A 13,766-nucleotide genomic window follows, 5' to 3' on the forward strand; every position below is an offset into this window, starting at 1 on the left:
GGGGAGCGGCCCTCCGTTGTGTCCGGCGGGGAGTCGCCGCCCCGTTCGGCTGGTCAGGGTGCGCTGCTGGTCCGGCCACTCGGAGAGGGACGAGCCGCGTCAGACGGGCCGGCTTGATGTCGCCAGCTCGATCGAGTGAGTAGCTCTCACACTTCCGGGGGAGTAACGGTGCGCCACACGTCCCCCGAAACGGGCCACCGGTTAGAACCCGGCCAGGGCATCATGATTCACTCTGTGCTGCCGCTCCACGGTTTCCGACGAGGGCGGCCGCAGTGTTCCTTCCCCGAATCAGAGGAGGCGCCGTGAACCGCTTCCGGCGAACTTCCAACCGTTCGGCGGTGCTGGCGTCGTTGGCGTGCGTGCTCGCTCTCCTGCTGGCGGGCTGCACCGGCGATCAGCCTCCCGATTCGGGCGAGACCGACCGCTCCGGGACGGGCACGGCCGCTCCGTCACCCGGTGGCGGCGAACTTCCCGAGGTGGTGCCGCGGCCGACCAGCATGATTCCCAACGGTGGGGACGTGCGCGTGTCGGGCAAGGTCGCCCTGGTCACCGATCCCAGTGTGGAACCGTGGACCCGCAGCCTGGCGGTGCGGGTGCTGCGCGCAATCGGTGCCGAGGAGGTCGTCGTGCGGGAGCCAGGTCGCTCCATCGATGACTCCGACCTGCGGGTTCGGCTGGGAAGCCGTTGGTCGCCCACGGTACGCAAGACCTTCCAGGACACCGAGCTGGACTTCCCGGACGGGGACGAGAAGCTGGCATCCGAGAGCTACGCGATATCGGTGCGCGACGGTCAGAGCCCGGCCATCGCGCTCGGCGGGATAGACCCCGCGGGCGCCTACTACGCCGTGCAGACGCTGCGGCAGCTCGCCACACCCGGGCGGGTCGCGGGGGTCGCTGTTCTCGACGAGCCGGAGATGTCCACTCGTGGAGTTATCGAAGGCTTCTACGGCAGTCCGTGGACCCATGCCGAGCGGATGGACCAGCTCGCGTTCTACGGTTCCGTCAAGCTGAACAGCTACGTCTACGCACCGAAGGACGACCCGTACCACCGCGACCGCTGGCGCGATCCCTACCCGGCCGACCGATTGCGGCGGTTGCGCGATCTGCAGCAGCAGGCCACGCAGCACCACGTCAAACTCACGTTCGCGCTCTCGCCCGGCAAGTCGATCTGCTTCTCCGATCCGGACGACTGGCGTGCGCTGACGGACAAACTCCAGTCGTTGTACGACATCGGTATCCGCAGCTTCTCGGTACCGTTCGACGACATCGACTACGCCGAGTGGAACTGCGAGTCGGACCGCGCCGAGTACGGTGCGCCCTCCGCACGTGCGGCGGGGGTGGCGCAGGCACGGCTGCTCAATAGGTTGCAGCGTGAGTTCCTCGACGCTCACGTCGGGACGATGCCGCTGCAGACGGTGCCGACCGAGTACTCCGACACCGACAACTCACCGTACAAAACCGCGATTCGACAGCGGTTGGATCCCGCGGTCGAGGTGATGTGGACCGGTGAGGGAGTGATCCCGGAAGACATCACCGTCGATGACGCGGCCTCGGCCGAGCAGGTGTGGGGCAGGAAACCGCTGCTCTGGGACAACTATCCGGTCAACGACTACGACGCCACCGAGGGACTGATGATGCTCGGCCCCTACGCCGAACGGCAACCGGGGCTGGGGCTGCGACTCTCCGGGCTGGTGATCAACCCGATGAACCAGGCAGCCGCGAGCAAGGTGGTCGAGATCTCGGCGGCGGACTTCGCGTGGAACAGCACCGACTTCGACGAGCGACGGGCCTGGCACGAGGCCGCCGAGTATCTGGCCGGTGATCGTTTCCGGGGTGACGAACAGCGCTTTTCCCCGGACAGCGGGACGGTCAACGCCTTGATGGTCTTCTTCGACCTCAACCACACCGCTGTGCTGCCGGACGGTGAGCCGTGGCTGGAGCCCGCACCGGAGCTGCGGCGTCGGCTGGACGAGTTCCGCGAGGCGTGGAACGGCGATGCCTCGAACCGGCAGGGGGCGGTTTCCGAGCTGCGTGGTTACGCGCGCTCGATCGCCGAAGCCCCCGAGAAGATCCGGAAGGGCACCCCGGAGGATTTCGTCTCCGATGTGCGGCCCTGGTTGCGGGCCACTGATCTCTGGGGCGATGCCCTGCTGGCCGCACTGGACGGACTGTCCGCGCGGGCGTCGGGGGATTCGGCGACCGCTTCCGAGGAATTCCGCCGGGCCGCGGAGCTGGCCGCCCGCGCGGGTTCGGTGCGTACCGTCAAGGGCGAGACACTGCCGCAGGGGCCGGTGCGCCTCGCGGACGGTGTGCTCGACGACTTCGTCCGCCAAGCTCCCGACATGCGGTGAGCTTCCGAACGGGGTGTGGTTCGGTTCCGGAGTCTCACGCCTCCGGGACTATCAGCCAGCAGGCCAGATAGATCAGCAGTCCGGTGCCGAATCCCACCAGCGTGGCGACGACCAGCAGGATGCGCACGATCGTGGCGTCGATGCCGAACAGTTCCGCGGCGCCGCCGCAGACCCCCGCGATCATTCGTTCGTCGCGGCTGCGGCGGAAGCGGTGCTCGCGGTGCTGCCCCGTCGAGGCCTGCTCTCCCGTGCCGGTTGGCGGTTGTCCGAGCTGTTCCTGGTTCGTCATGACTTCAGTGAACCCGTCCGACCGGCGCGACGACTCCGGGAAGTGCCCTGACCCGTCCCGTAGTCCCGCCGAGGCGCCCCCCGAGACACCCCCGAGACGCCCCGGCGATTTCGCGAGAAACCGACACCGAGGTGACGGTTCGTCGCGGATCCTAGGCCACTGAGGGACGAAATACGTCGAGTAGATCGGTCTCCTGCTCCTGCCAGCGGTCGTAGAGCACGTCGCTGCCGTAACGCGCCACCAGCTGACTCTCGCCCCGTGAGATCGGCAGCAGGGTGATCAGGCGCAGCACGGCCTCGCCCGAACCGTCGCGGACCACGTCGAAGTCCTCCCCCAGGTAGGGGTGCGGGGCCGCCAGGGCGCCGCTGATCGAGGTTTCCGGCAGCAGTGCCCGATCGTTCATGATCAGCGCCCCCGGGCCCACGCGGCTGTTCGACTCCTCGAGCAGCTCCGCGACGACACCGGTGAGGTGTCGTGCGTACAGCTCCTGTCCGTGGTGCAGGGTGCAGACCAGCTCGTGCGGCAGCGGGGCTCCCGCGGTACGCGAACGCAGCCCGCTGGTCAGTACCGAGACGTGCCCGCCGTGCGGCGGATCGCAGTACACCAGGTGGTATCCCCGCTCCCGTGAGCCCGCCTCCGGGCTGTCCGCCCCGCGGATCCTGCCGAGGTAGTGCTCGACATGCGCGGGGAATTCACTGAACCGGCTCAAGATCCACCTCGGCTGTAGTTCGTTCCGCCACGTCGAGTATGCCCCCCGCCGACCGATGACGGTTCCTCTTTCGCGATTCCGCTCTCGGATCACGACCTCCGCTCGGAATATCGTGTTCGACCGGCCGGTGTTTCACCGGTGCGCCCGCATTTCGGGAAACGAGCACGTACCGGAATCGCACGGGCACCGAAAGTCCTAGAATCGGTGGGGTGAATTCTCCGGAGGACGTCTCGGCAGCGCTGCGCGGGACCGGCTACCTGCCCGACGAGGGCATCGCCACCGCTGCCTTTCTCGCGGGCAGGATGCACCGGCCGCTGTTGTGCGAGGGCGAGCCGGGCACCGGCAAGACGGCGCTGGCACACGCGCTCTCGGCCGCTCACGGGATCGAGCTGATCCGACTGCAGTGCCACGAGGGGATCGACGCGTCCCAGGCACTGTACGAGTGGGACTTTCCGAGGCAGCTGTTGCACCTGCGCACGCTGGAGGCGGCCGCCGATGGCGGTCTCGACGCCGAGGCGGCGGAAGCGTCGCTTTACACCTCGCGGTTCCTGCTGGCCCGACCGCTGCTGCGGGCGCTGCGCGAGACCCCCTGCGTGTTGCTGGTGGACGAGATAGACCGCGCCGACGACGAGTTCGAGGCGTTCCTGCTGGAGATCCTCTCGGACTACACGGTGACCATCCCCGAGTTCGGGGTGGTGGCCGCTGCGGAACCGCCGCTGGTGGTGCTCACCTCCAACCGCACCCGCGAGATCCACGACGCTTTGAAGCGGCGCTGCCTCTACCACTGGCTGGAGCACCCCGATCCGGAACGCGAGGTGAGCATTCTGCGCAGCAGGGTTCCCGAGCTGGACCGGCGACTGGCCGAGCAGGTGGCCGGCGCGGTGCGCCGGATGCGTTCGCTCGAGCTGCTCAAGCCGCCGGGTGTGGCGGAGTCCATCGACTGGGCGAGTGCGCTGCTCGCGCTGGGCAGGACCGAGCTGGACACCGAGACGGCCGCCCGGACACTCGGCGCGGTGCTGAAGTACCGCGAGGACGCCCAGCGCGTGCACGCCGCGGGCGGGTTGAGTGACTTCGAGACGTGAAGCCACGGTTGCCCGTCCCGGTGTTTCCGAGTCCGTCTCAGGCGGACTTCTTTCGACTCAACCACACGAATGCCACGGCGACAGTCGATGCGCACAGCAGAACCACGCCGTTGCACAGCAGACTGAGCTGTACCCCGGACTCGTAGGAGCGCAGAATCGCCGCCTGGATCATCGGGTCCTCGCTGCGGGGAACGCCCTGCCGCGCCGCTTCGACCAGTGCCTCGGCCTTCGGGGCGGCGACACCTGATTCGGCGAGCTCCTCCGAGAGTGCTCCCGCGAACCGAGTGCCCAGCACGGCTCCCAGAACCGCCGTACCCAGTACCGATCCGATCTGCCGAAAGCCGGTCACCGCGTTCGAGGCCGCTGGAGCCTGTTGCGGAGGTACCACCGACAACGCGGCCGAAGTGGAGGGTGCGATCACCAGTCCGCTCCCGGCACCGACGAGCGCCAGTGCCAAGCCGCTGAACAGGTAGGGGGTGTCCCTGCTCTGGGTGCTCAGCAGAAAGGCGGCGACCGCCGCGACGAACAAGCCGGTCAGCAGCATTCGTGCCGGGCCGAAACGCGCGGTCCAACGGCCGGCCAGCACCGTGACGATCATGAACGCCGCCATTTCGGCCAGCAGTCGCAGACCCGACTCCAGCGGAGTGTGCTGCTGGACCTGTTGCAGGAACATGACCTCCACATAGGTCACTCCCACGAAGCCGAACAGGCCGACGGCCGCGAGCGTCAGGGCTATCGAGTACGGCAGCGAGCGCATCATCCGCACGTTCAGCATCGGCTGCTCGGCACGCGCCTCGACCAGCACCAGTCCGATCAGGCACAGCACCCCCAGCGCAAGGCTGGTGAGCACGTGCGGTGCCGAGTAACCGTCCCGTCCACCCGCGATCACACCGTAGACCAGTCCGGTGAGTCCGATGATGGCGAGCAGCTGCCCACCGGGATCGAGGCGACGTTCCGGATTCGCCGATTCGCGTAGCGCGCGGATGCCCAGTGGCACCGTGATCAGTGCCAGCGGAGCGTTGATCAGGAAAACCGCTCGCCAGCTGGTCATGGAGTTCAACGCCCCGCCGAGTACCGGTCCGAGCGCCAGTGCGACCCCGGACATGGACACCCAGACCGAGATCATCCGGGCTCGTACGCTCGCGTCGGTGAAGGTCGTGACTACGTAGGACAGCGACAGCGGCAGGATCAGCGCACCGCCGATCCCGCTGATGATGCGTCCCGCCATGACGGTCCCGAAGGTCGGAGCCGCGGCGACCACCAGCGATCCGGCAGCGAGGATCACCACGCCAGTGAGGTAGGAGCGTTTCCTGCCGAAACGTTCACCTATGGCGCCGCCCGACAGCACCAGTGCCGCCAGCGCGAGCGTGTACGCACTGGACACCCAGCTCAGAAGCGCGGGTGGCACAGACAGTTCCACCTGCATGCTGCGCAGGGTGGAGATAGCGGCGGTGACCTCGATGAATGCCATGAACATTCCCAGGCAGCAGGTCACCATGATCATGAGATGCCGTGGCCGTTCGGCATCGGCTTCGGCGGTCTTCGTCGGACTACTGTCCCGTTGCTCGTCGGCTGTCGACATGGCCGATCCGTCCAACTCCGTTCATCTCGCACCCTCCGGCGGAAGGTCGTCGGGTTCGGAGGTCCTCACGGAACGGCTCGCGCGGTACCCCGGCTCACGCGCCGGAGAACCTCGGAAGCTCGGGCTGAGCGCACGTACCGGGAGAGGGCGTCCCGAAAGGACTTCCCGTAGGGGTGGCGACCCGTTGGTGAGGCAAGCGTGCCGCCACCCGGACAGATCCACCGCGGGCACGCACGGATACATCCCGACTCGGATATCACCCGAGCGTGGGAAATAGATCGTCCGGAACCCCCATGTGCCCGGCTGTTCAGCTATCCTGATTGCTCCGTTGAGTCGAGCCGCACGTCTCGTGGTGCCGTGGAATCGGTTGCGTGGACGTTGCTCGCGGCGGGCGAAGCCATCACCTCGGCACCGGTGCGCCGGGCCGAATTTCGCGCACCGGTGCCGAGCTCTCGTGGTGAATCGATCTAGACCATGTGCTGCTTGATCTTACGCAGAATTCGGTCCCTGGTGGGACCGATGGACCCCCGTGGCATCCCCAGAGTTCGACTGATCGCCTCGTAGCTCGCCGGTGGTTCCGACATGAGCATCCCCAGTAGGTTTCGTTGGTGCTGGTTCAGGGTTTGCACGGCCGCCCGTAGTCGAGGATCGAGTATCCGTTCGATACAGATCTCCTCCGCGGGGCGTTCGTGAACGGACGCGGTGCAGCGCTCCATGATCTGCACGCTGTCCACCGGTACCTGCCACGCGTGCTTGGACACGTGCTTCATGGCTTCCCGCCTGCTGGTGGTCACGATCCAGGCGGAGACGCGGTGTGGTTCCTGCAATCGATGGATGTGTTCGTGCAACCGTTGCCAGGTCTGCTGGCACAGGTCCTCGCTGTCGGCGTGGTTGAGGCCGAACGAACGTGCCACGGTCCATACCAGCGGCTGATACTCGGTGATCAACCTCGACCAGGCCCCGGCCTTACCCGCTCGGCACTCCTCGACCAATCCTGCTCTGAAGGCAGTCGATCTCCGTCCCCGTGCTTCGGATAACGGTCTTTCCGGCTCGTGCGTGATATCGGCGACCGCCGGTTCCGACATGTTGCCTCCTACGGACTTGACGTATCCGATCGAAGGCTAGCTATCACAGGACAAGTTTGAAAGAGCCTGTTTGCTTTAGTTACATAGCGCTAACTAGCGGGACACTGCTATAATGCGAGTTCATCATCTGTTCGGGTTGACGTGTTTCGCGATCGCGGGATCGACCCGAGAATTCCCCGAATGTGAGGTAGCGAGTGATGGTGTCCGAGGCCGCATCGAACAGGCGTTCTCCCTGGCAGGAACGCATGCGCGAGCGGACAGCCAACGAGATCAGGCAGAGCGCGGCGAAGCTGCTCAACGAACAGGGCATCGACGCCGTGTCCATACGTGCTGTAGCAAGAGAGCTCGGCATGAGTTCACCCGCGATATACAGATATTTCAGTAACCACGAGGACCTCGTGAACGCGGTCATCATCGACGTGTTCGAGGACCTCAACAAGTACCTGAGCGACGAAGCGGACGCGGTCTCGAACGTGGAGGACAAGATCGTCACTGCCAGCTGGGCGTTTCGGGAGTGGGCCGTCGCGCATCAGCGCGAGTTCGAGCTGATCCTGCATCATCCGCTTCCGCCTCGGATTCCCGAGGAAGTGGTCAACGCCCGGTGGAAGTTCGGGGCCACGTTCATGCAGCTGTTCGCCAGGCTCTGGTACGAGCGCGGTTACGCCACTCCCGCTCCGGAGGACATGACCGAGCAGCAGCACACCGTGGTCGAACGCTTCCGCTCGAACACCGGGGGAGCTTTCGATCTCCCCCCTGAGGCGTTGCTGGTCTTCATCCGCAACTGGAGCAAGCTCTACGGTGTGGTCTCGATGGAGGCCATGGGGCAGAACACCATGATGGGCGACGCCGCCAACCTGGTGTTCGACATGGAACTGGCGGAGATGGGCGACGCTTTGGGAGTGCCCCGACGGCCCCCGCACAAATGAGTGGTCGGCAGGTCGAACACGACTGGCCCGCTGGCCGCACTGCTCCTGGCGGGCTCCCGGAGCAGTGTCGGGCAAAGTCCCGAGCGGACGATGCGATCCCAGCGGTCCGAGTCCCGCGGGCCACCAGGTGCCGGAGTGCTCAGCTCAGGCGATCAGCAGGCCGATCCCGAGCGTGACGACTCCCAGCGCCAGAATCGCGGCACCGAGCCAAACCACGGCGATCATGCCGTTGGGCCGTGTCACGTCCCGACCCGCCGAGGACAGATAGAACCCGAGGGGCATCAACACGGCGGCCACCGGAACGCCGAGCCTCGCCACCCAGCCGAACGCACCGTCGACAGCCGCCGCGTCCGCCAGTATCAGGCATACCAGACTCAACGTGACCAGCATGCCCGCGTGTCCGTGCATGGCACGTGCGAACGCTCGTTGGAAATCGGTCATGGGAACATCACCGCGGACGATGCGCGAGACGAACCATCCGCCGAACTCGATCGTGACGATCGTCAGCAGGACTACTCCCGCGATGTACTGCGATTCGGGACTCAAGGCCAGGGTGGACAACTCTGCTGCGCTCCTCTGTGAATCCATTGCGGAACTTGCTCGTGTGGTGGACCGATCCGCACGGTGTGCGAAAGCCCCGCTTTCGCTGCCGCGAGCTCGTGGTGGCTCACGAGCTTCGCCGGGTGGGCGTCACGCGAGTCGAGGTGGTCCGAGCCGCCTCGGTCGGTTACGTCCGCCGGAGGAATCATCGACACGTTTTTCGGTGTGCGGTCGTGGTGCAGCGCCGATTCCCGGTGGGGAACCGAGATACCGTAGTGGGGTTCGTACTTTCGGTTCTCCCGGTTTTCCCGCGGCACGGTCACTCTTGGTCGCGAACTTGTTGCGCGTTCTCCTGGTGCGCTTCGTAAGGGGTTTCCCGTGGGGCTACTGTGGTCGCTCCGGAGCCTTCCTGCACCGGTGCTTCGGTGAATCTACCCATACCGAATTCGGGCATGTTCCGGTAGATGATGTGCATCTCATTCGGATGAGTGACGTAAGCTTCGTGGAAGACCCCGACACTGCCGTCCACGCCCACCCGGCGGTTGAAATTCCGCCACGCCGGCACGTGTTCCTGGTCGGCGCTGCGGGCATAGGCCATCAGATGGTCCATGTCCTTCCAGTACTCGACCAGCAGTGTCGTCCGCCCGAACCAGACGTGGTAGCCCAACATGCCCAGCTCCGGTTGTTTCCGCAGCTCGACGAGCATCGGTGGCATCGCCAGGAAACTCGGCAACCAGCGGTGAATCTTCCACCATTTGTTGATTCGCATTCCTATCAGGAAGACGACGGTACCGTCGGGTACGTCGGCGGTGCGTCGTCCACCAGTAGGGGAGTTGCGTCCCATCGCTGTCACCTCCGCGTTGGACATGCGTAATCGATTCCCGCGAGCACTTCGTCGTTTTGATTCCGGGGTATTCTCAGAAAACGAACGGTCTGCCCGGTTCGGTGACGGTCGTGGTTCGCCAGGTGCTGAATGTCTCGACACTCGCGACACCACCGAAACCTCCGCCGTTACCGGACGTCCCGAAACCACCGAACGGCAATCGTGGTTCACTGTTGACGGTCTGGTCACCGATGTGCACCATTGCGGCCCGCAATCTCTGCGCGATGGCCCGGCCCCGCTCCACCGAACCGCTCCGTACAGCCGCGGCCAAGCCGTACTCGGAGGCGTTCGCCAGCCTCACCGCCTCACTCTCGTGGTCGACGATCGTCACCGCCGCGACGGGACCGAAGATCTCCTCGGCGAATGCCGGACTCCCGTACGGCACGTCGGTCAGCACCGTCGGCGGGTAGTACGGCGCCGCCGCCTCCCTGGAGGTCAGCTTCCGTGCCCCCGCCTCGACCGAGGTGCTCACGATGGACGTGATCCGGTCGTGCTGTGTCCGGTTGATGATCGGTCCGACCTGTGTGTTCGGATCGTGCGGATCACTCACCACCAGACTCTCCGCGCGTTCCACCAGCGCGTGCAGATAGTCATCGGCGACCGAGCGATGCACCAGATGGCGCCCGATCCCGATGCACAGCTGTCCCGAGTGGATGAAACTTCCCCAGGCCCCCGCCTCGGCTGCGCTCTTCGGCTCCGCGTCCTCCGTCACCAGGAACGGGTTGTTGCCGCCCAGTTCGAGCGAGCACTTCTTCAGGCCCGCGCCCGCGCGGCGTCCCACTTCACGTCCGGCCCGCGTAGAGCCGGTGAAGGACACGCCGGCGACCTCGGGAGCATCGATGATCGCACCGGCCGTCTCGGCACCGCCGGGCAGCACGGCGAACACGCCGTCGGGTACCCCCGCTTCCCGCAGCACGTGCGCGAGCAGCATCCCGCCGCTCACCGGGGTGTTCGGGTCGGGTTTGAGCAACACCGCGTTGCCCATGGCCAGTGCCGGTCCGACCGAGCGCGTCGCCAACAGCACCGGCATGTTCCAGGGAGTGATCACTCCCACCACTCCGAGCGGGACGCGATGAGCACCCGCCACCCTGCCCGGCACCGTGCTCTCCGCCTCCACGGCCGTGTCGAGCAACGCGAGTTCGGCGGCCTCGGCCAGCTCCGCCGCACCGCCCCCCAGTTCCCAACGAGCCTTCGACCACACCGCGCCGGACTCCGCGACCAGCCAACCGGCGAGCTCCTCCCGCTCCCGGGTCAGCAGCCCGGCCGCGCGCCGCAGCACCTCCGCCCTGCTCTCGGCCGGAAGAGACCACCATTCCCGCTGCGCCTCGGCGGCTCGCGCCGCGGTCTCCGCCGTTTGCGTGGCGTCCGGGACGCCCACGGTCAGCAGCTTGCGGCCGCTCACCACCTCCGTGCTTTCCAGGCCGGAAGCGCCCGGTTGCCATCCGGCACCGAAGAAGTTGCCCTCCCAGGAAGCCACGGGCAGGACGGCCTGCCCGTGCGCGCCTTCGTGCTCCATCGCCGTTCCCCCTCCGAGCGGATCCCAGTCCTCGCGTTACCCACAGAACCCGCGTGAAGACCCGCTGATACATGAAACCGCGAAATCACCCGAGTCCCCACCGCACACGGCGGGCGTGTCCGGGTGGAAGCCGGTGGGGAAGCGGTCGTACGAGAAAAAATTCGCGGAAGGTGTATCTGTGTATCGCTCGCGGACTCTGTGTTGGCGAAGTCCCCCTGACGAGGGTCCGGTTGAAAGGGGAACGGTGACACCACGTACAGCAGTGATCGGTGGCGGGATAGCCGGTTTGTCGGCTGCCTACCATCTCCGCGACGAAACGCACGTGACTCTGTTCGAGTCCGATTCCGCTCTTGGGGGACACGCCTACACCGTCGAAGTCGAGGAAAACGGCCGAACAACGGGGCTAGACACCGCGTTCATCGTTTACAACGCGCCGCACTACCCGAAGATCGCCAACTTTTTCGACGAACTGGGAGTGGAGACACAGGATCACCCCGGAAGATTCAGCTTTTTCGATCTCGACACGGGGTCGAGCTACGTCTCGGACGACTTCGAGCTGACCGAGGAACAGGTCAGACAGCGTTATCCCGCGGACTTTCTGGAGCTGTGGCGCGAAGCCAAACGCTTCTACACGGAGTCTCCCAAGCACTTCATGCGCAAGCAGGCGGACATGCCGCTCGGCGAGTACTTGGACCGCAACGGTTACAGCGAGTCGTTCCGGTACGGTTTCGTCGTCCTGATAGCCACCGCCGCCTGGTCCGTGCCCGCCGACAAGATCTGGGAGATGCCCGCCAGCACCGTGATCGCGTTCTTCTTCGCGCACGGTGCGGAGGGGCTCGGCGGCAGGACCGTGCCCTGGCGCACGGTCACCGGCGGCAGCGTCAACTACGTACGCGCGGTGCGACGTGCCCTCGACGAGGCCGGCGCACAGGTGCGGCTGTCCTGTCCGGTGATGGGGGTGGAGGAGCGGCCCGACGGTGTCGCCGTTCGCACCGAACGCGGTGAGCTGGACGTTTTCGATCACGTCGTGCTCGCCACCCACGCCGATGACTCGATGGCGATGCTGCGTCGACCGAATCCGCGGCAGCGCGAACTCGCGGCGGTGCGCTACCACCCCACCAGGGCGACACTGCACACCGACAGCGCTGTCATGCCCTCCGATCGCACGGTGTGGCGGAGCTGGAACTACGGCAGGGTCGGCGACGGTGAGGAGTACAACTCCTGGGTCGTGTACTACCTCAACGATCTGCAGCAGATCCCCGGGGACACCGACTACTTCCTCACGCTCGACTCGGGCGTGCCGATCAGGGACGAGGCGGTGATCGAGGAGATCTCGTACCGTCACCCCGTTTTCGACATCGGGGCTCGTCGGTTGCAACACGACATATATTCGATCAACGAGAGCAGTCGACGGGTAAAATTCGCCGGTTCCTATTTCCACTCCCGCAAGATGGGGCCGGACATCATCGGTTCGCACGAGTCGGCATTCGATTCCGGTCAGGCGGCCGCGGAATCCGTACTTCGATCGGTCGCCGAGCCGGAACCCGCGCGCTGAAAGAAGAGCACCCACTCCTCCGAACCATCTGTATCTAGAGTACTAGAACAGTTTTCGTCCATATCCGCAGGAGGGATACCTGTGTCCGAAAACGGGCAGAAAACGCTCACGGCCGAAGGTGTACGCGAATGGCTCGTGGAAAAAGTGGCGCATCGTCTCGACATCGGTGCCGACCAGATAGATGTCAACCAGTACTTCGACGAATTCAACCTCGATTCGACGGAGGCGCTGGTCCTCTCCGGGGAGTTGGAGAACTGGCTCGGTTTCGAGCTGGAGACCACCGCCCTGTGGTATCACCCGACGATCGCCGAACTGTCCGAGTACATCGTGGAAGTACGTGACGCGAATGCGGCCTGACTCCCCCCGGCCGCTGATTCGACGGGTCGATGAGCGGACCGGTGCCGAACACCCGCTGGTGCTGGTGCACCCCGGCGCGCTGCGTGCCGACGTCTACGGGCGGATCGGTGAGAACCTCCCCGAGGACCGAAGTCTGCACGTGATCGACATGGAGGCGATCGACGAGTACTACGCCGCGGCGTTCGGTCAGTGGTACGGCGACGTCTCGGTGGAGAGCCTGGCCACCACCGTAATCGGCGCGCTCCGCGACGCGATCGGCGAACCGGCCGGTGGTTGGACCCTCGCCGGGTGGTCCTTCGGCGGTGTGATCGCGCACTCCGCGGCGGGCATGCTCGATGCCTCGGAACCGCCCGAGCGGTTGGTGCTGCTGGACAGCATCGCGCCGGTCCCCGGCTACCTCCGTGCTCCTGACGAGGAGTTGGAACCCGAACTGGTGCTGCCCTGGTTCGGGTTCTATCTGGGAGCCAGGCGTGGTGTGGACATCCCGGAAGCCGACTACTCCGATGTCGACCTCGTCGACGGTCTGCGACGACTGCTCGAACTGGCGATCGAGGCCGGCGCGCTGCCCTCCGGAACGACCTACCCCGGCCTCCGCAAGGTCTTCGACACCTACAACGCCGGACTGCTGCGCAACAACCGCATCACCCGGGGACACCGCCCGATCGCCTGCCGCGCGCCGGTCACGCTGGTTCGGCCGCGCTCGGGATTGCTGGACACGCCACGACCTCTGGGTTGGGAACAACTCCACGACGACGTCGACGTGGTGCGTTGTCCCGGAAACCACTACTCGATGCTCAGCGAGCACGAGCCGGCGAGCCTGATCGCCTCGGCACTCGTCGAACCGCGGTCCCGGGCTCTCGGAGAACCCGCCTGAACTCCCCACCCGATCCG

The 13,766-nt window shown here is 65.9% G+C and carries 13 protein-coding genes; 6 read left to right on the forward strand and 7 right to left on the reverse strand.

Features of this window, described 5'->3' with window-relative positions:
- The first annotated feature begins 302 nt into the window (after positions 1–302).
- A complete protein-coding gene (locus tag ACOQFL_RS17675; RefSeq protein ID WP_435545290.1) occupies positions 303–2,351 on the forward strand; it encodes a glycoside hydrolase family 84 protein in 2,049 nt (682 codons plus the stop codon).
- A 34-nt stretch (positions 2,352–2,385) separates the two neighbouring features.
- Here the strand turns inward: ACOQFL_RS17675 and ACOQFL_RS17680 are convergent, their stop codons facing one another.
- Positions 2,386–2,640 carry a PspC domain-containing protein gene (locus ACOQFL_RS17680; protein WP_435545291.1) on the reverse strand — a complete coding sequence of 85 codons (255 nt, stop codon included), beginning with the start codon at positions 2,638–2,640 and terminating at the stop codon, positions 2,386–2,388.
- A gap of 151 nt (positions 2,641–2,791) precedes the next feature.
- Positions 2,792–3,349: a suppressor of fused domain protein gene (locus ACOQFL_RS17685; RefSeq protein WP_435545292.1), complete on the reverse strand. Its 558-nt coding sequence runs from the start codon at positions 3,347–3,349 to the stop codon at positions 2,792–2,794.
- Between the two features lie 200 nt (positions 3,350–3,549).
- On the opposite strand from ACOQFL_RS17685, the gene ACOQFL_RS17690 reads away from it, so the two are divergent.
- Entirely contained in the window at positions 3,550–4,431 is an 882-nt protein-coding gene (locus ACOQFL_RS17690) for an AAA family ATPase (RefSeq protein WP_435545363.1), read from the forward strand.
- A 37-nt stretch (positions 4,432–4,468) separates the two neighbouring features.
- On the opposite strand, the gene ACOQFL_RS17695 is transcribed toward ACOQFL_RS17690, so the two are convergent.
- Positions 4,469–6,013 carry an MFS transporter gene (locus ACOQFL_RS17695; RefSeq protein ID WP_435545293.1) on the reverse strand — a complete coding sequence of 515 codons (1,545 nt, stop codon included), beginning with the start codon at positions 6,011–6,013 and terminating at the stop codon, positions 4,469–4,471.
- Positions 6,014–6,480: 467 nt separating this feature from the next.
- Positions 6,481–7,098: an RNA polymerase sigma factor gene (locus ACOQFL_RS17700; protein ID WP_435545294.1), complete on the reverse strand. Its 618-nt coding sequence runs from the start codon at positions 7,096–7,098 to the stop codon at positions 6,481–6,483.
- 197 nt (positions 7,099–7,295) lie between these two features.
- Between ACOQFL_RS17700 and ACOQFL_RS17705 the strand changes: the two genes are divergently transcribed.
- Positions 7,296–8,024, forward strand: coding sequence for a TetR/AcrR family transcriptional regulator (locus tag ACOQFL_RS17705; RefSeq protein ID WP_435545295.1), 729 nt, complete (start codon positions 7,296–7,298; stop codon positions 8,022–8,024).
- Positions 8,025–8,168: 144 nt separating this feature from the next.
- On the opposite strand, the gene ACOQFL_RS17710 is transcribed toward ACOQFL_RS17705, so the two are convergent.
- The 3 genes from ACOQFL_RS17710 to ACOQFL_RS17720 all read right to left on the reverse strand — a co-directional run bounded on the left by ACOQFL_RS17710 (position 8,169) and on the right by ACOQFL_RS17720 (position 10,963).
- Positions 8,169–8,585 carry a hypothetical protein gene (locus ACOQFL_RS17710; protein ID WP_435545296.1) on the reverse strand — a complete coding sequence of 139 codons (417 nt, stop codon included), beginning with the start codon at positions 8,583–8,585 and terminating at the stop codon, positions 8,169–8,171.
- A gap of 298 nt (positions 8,586–8,883) precedes the next feature.
- Complete coding sequence (locus ACOQFL_RS17715) at positions 8,884–9,432, reverse strand: DUF4188 domain-containing protein (RefSeq protein WP_435545297.1); 549 nt, start codon at positions 9,430–9,432, stop codon at positions 8,884–8,886.
- Positions 9,433–9,481: 49 nt separating this feature from the next.
- Positions 9,482–10,963 carry an aldehyde dehydrogenase family protein gene (locus ACOQFL_RS17720; protein WP_435545298.1) on the reverse strand — a complete coding sequence of 494 codons (1,482 nt, stop codon included), beginning with the start codon at positions 10,961–10,963 and terminating at the stop codon, positions 9,482–9,484.
- A 244-nt stretch (positions 10,964–11,207) separates the two neighbouring features.
- On the opposite strand from ACOQFL_RS17720, the gene ACOQFL_RS17725 reads away from it, so the two are divergent.
- From ACOQFL_RS17725 to ACOQFL_RS17735, 3 genes are all read left to right on the forward strand, one after another.
- A complete protein-coding gene (locus ACOQFL_RS17725; RefSeq protein ID WP_435545299.1) occupies positions 11,208–12,518 on the forward strand; it encodes an NAD(P)/FAD-dependent oxidoreductase in 1,311 nt (436 codons plus the stop codon).
- 81 nt (positions 12,519–12,599) lie between these two features.
- Positions 12,600–12,875 carry an acyl carrier protein gene (locus ACOQFL_RS17730; protein WP_435545300.1) on the forward strand — a complete coding sequence of 92 codons (276 nt, stop codon included), beginning with the start codon at positions 12,600–12,602 and terminating at the stop codon, positions 12,873–12,875.
- Complete coding sequence (locus ACOQFL_RS17735) at positions 12,865–13,749, forward strand: thioesterase domain-containing protein (RefSeq protein WP_435545301.1); 885 nt, start codon at positions 12,865–12,867, stop codon at positions 13,747–13,749. The genes ACOQFL_RS17730 and ACOQFL_RS17735 overlap by 11 nt, the downstream gene beginning before the upstream one ends.
- Positions 13,750–13,766 lie beyond the last annotated feature (17 nt).

It is taken from the genome of Actinopolyspora sabaoui (assembly GCF_051225635.1).
Taxonomy (GTDB): domain Bacteria; phylum Actinomycetota; class Actinomycetes; order Mycobacteriales; family Pseudonocardiaceae; genus Actinopolyspora.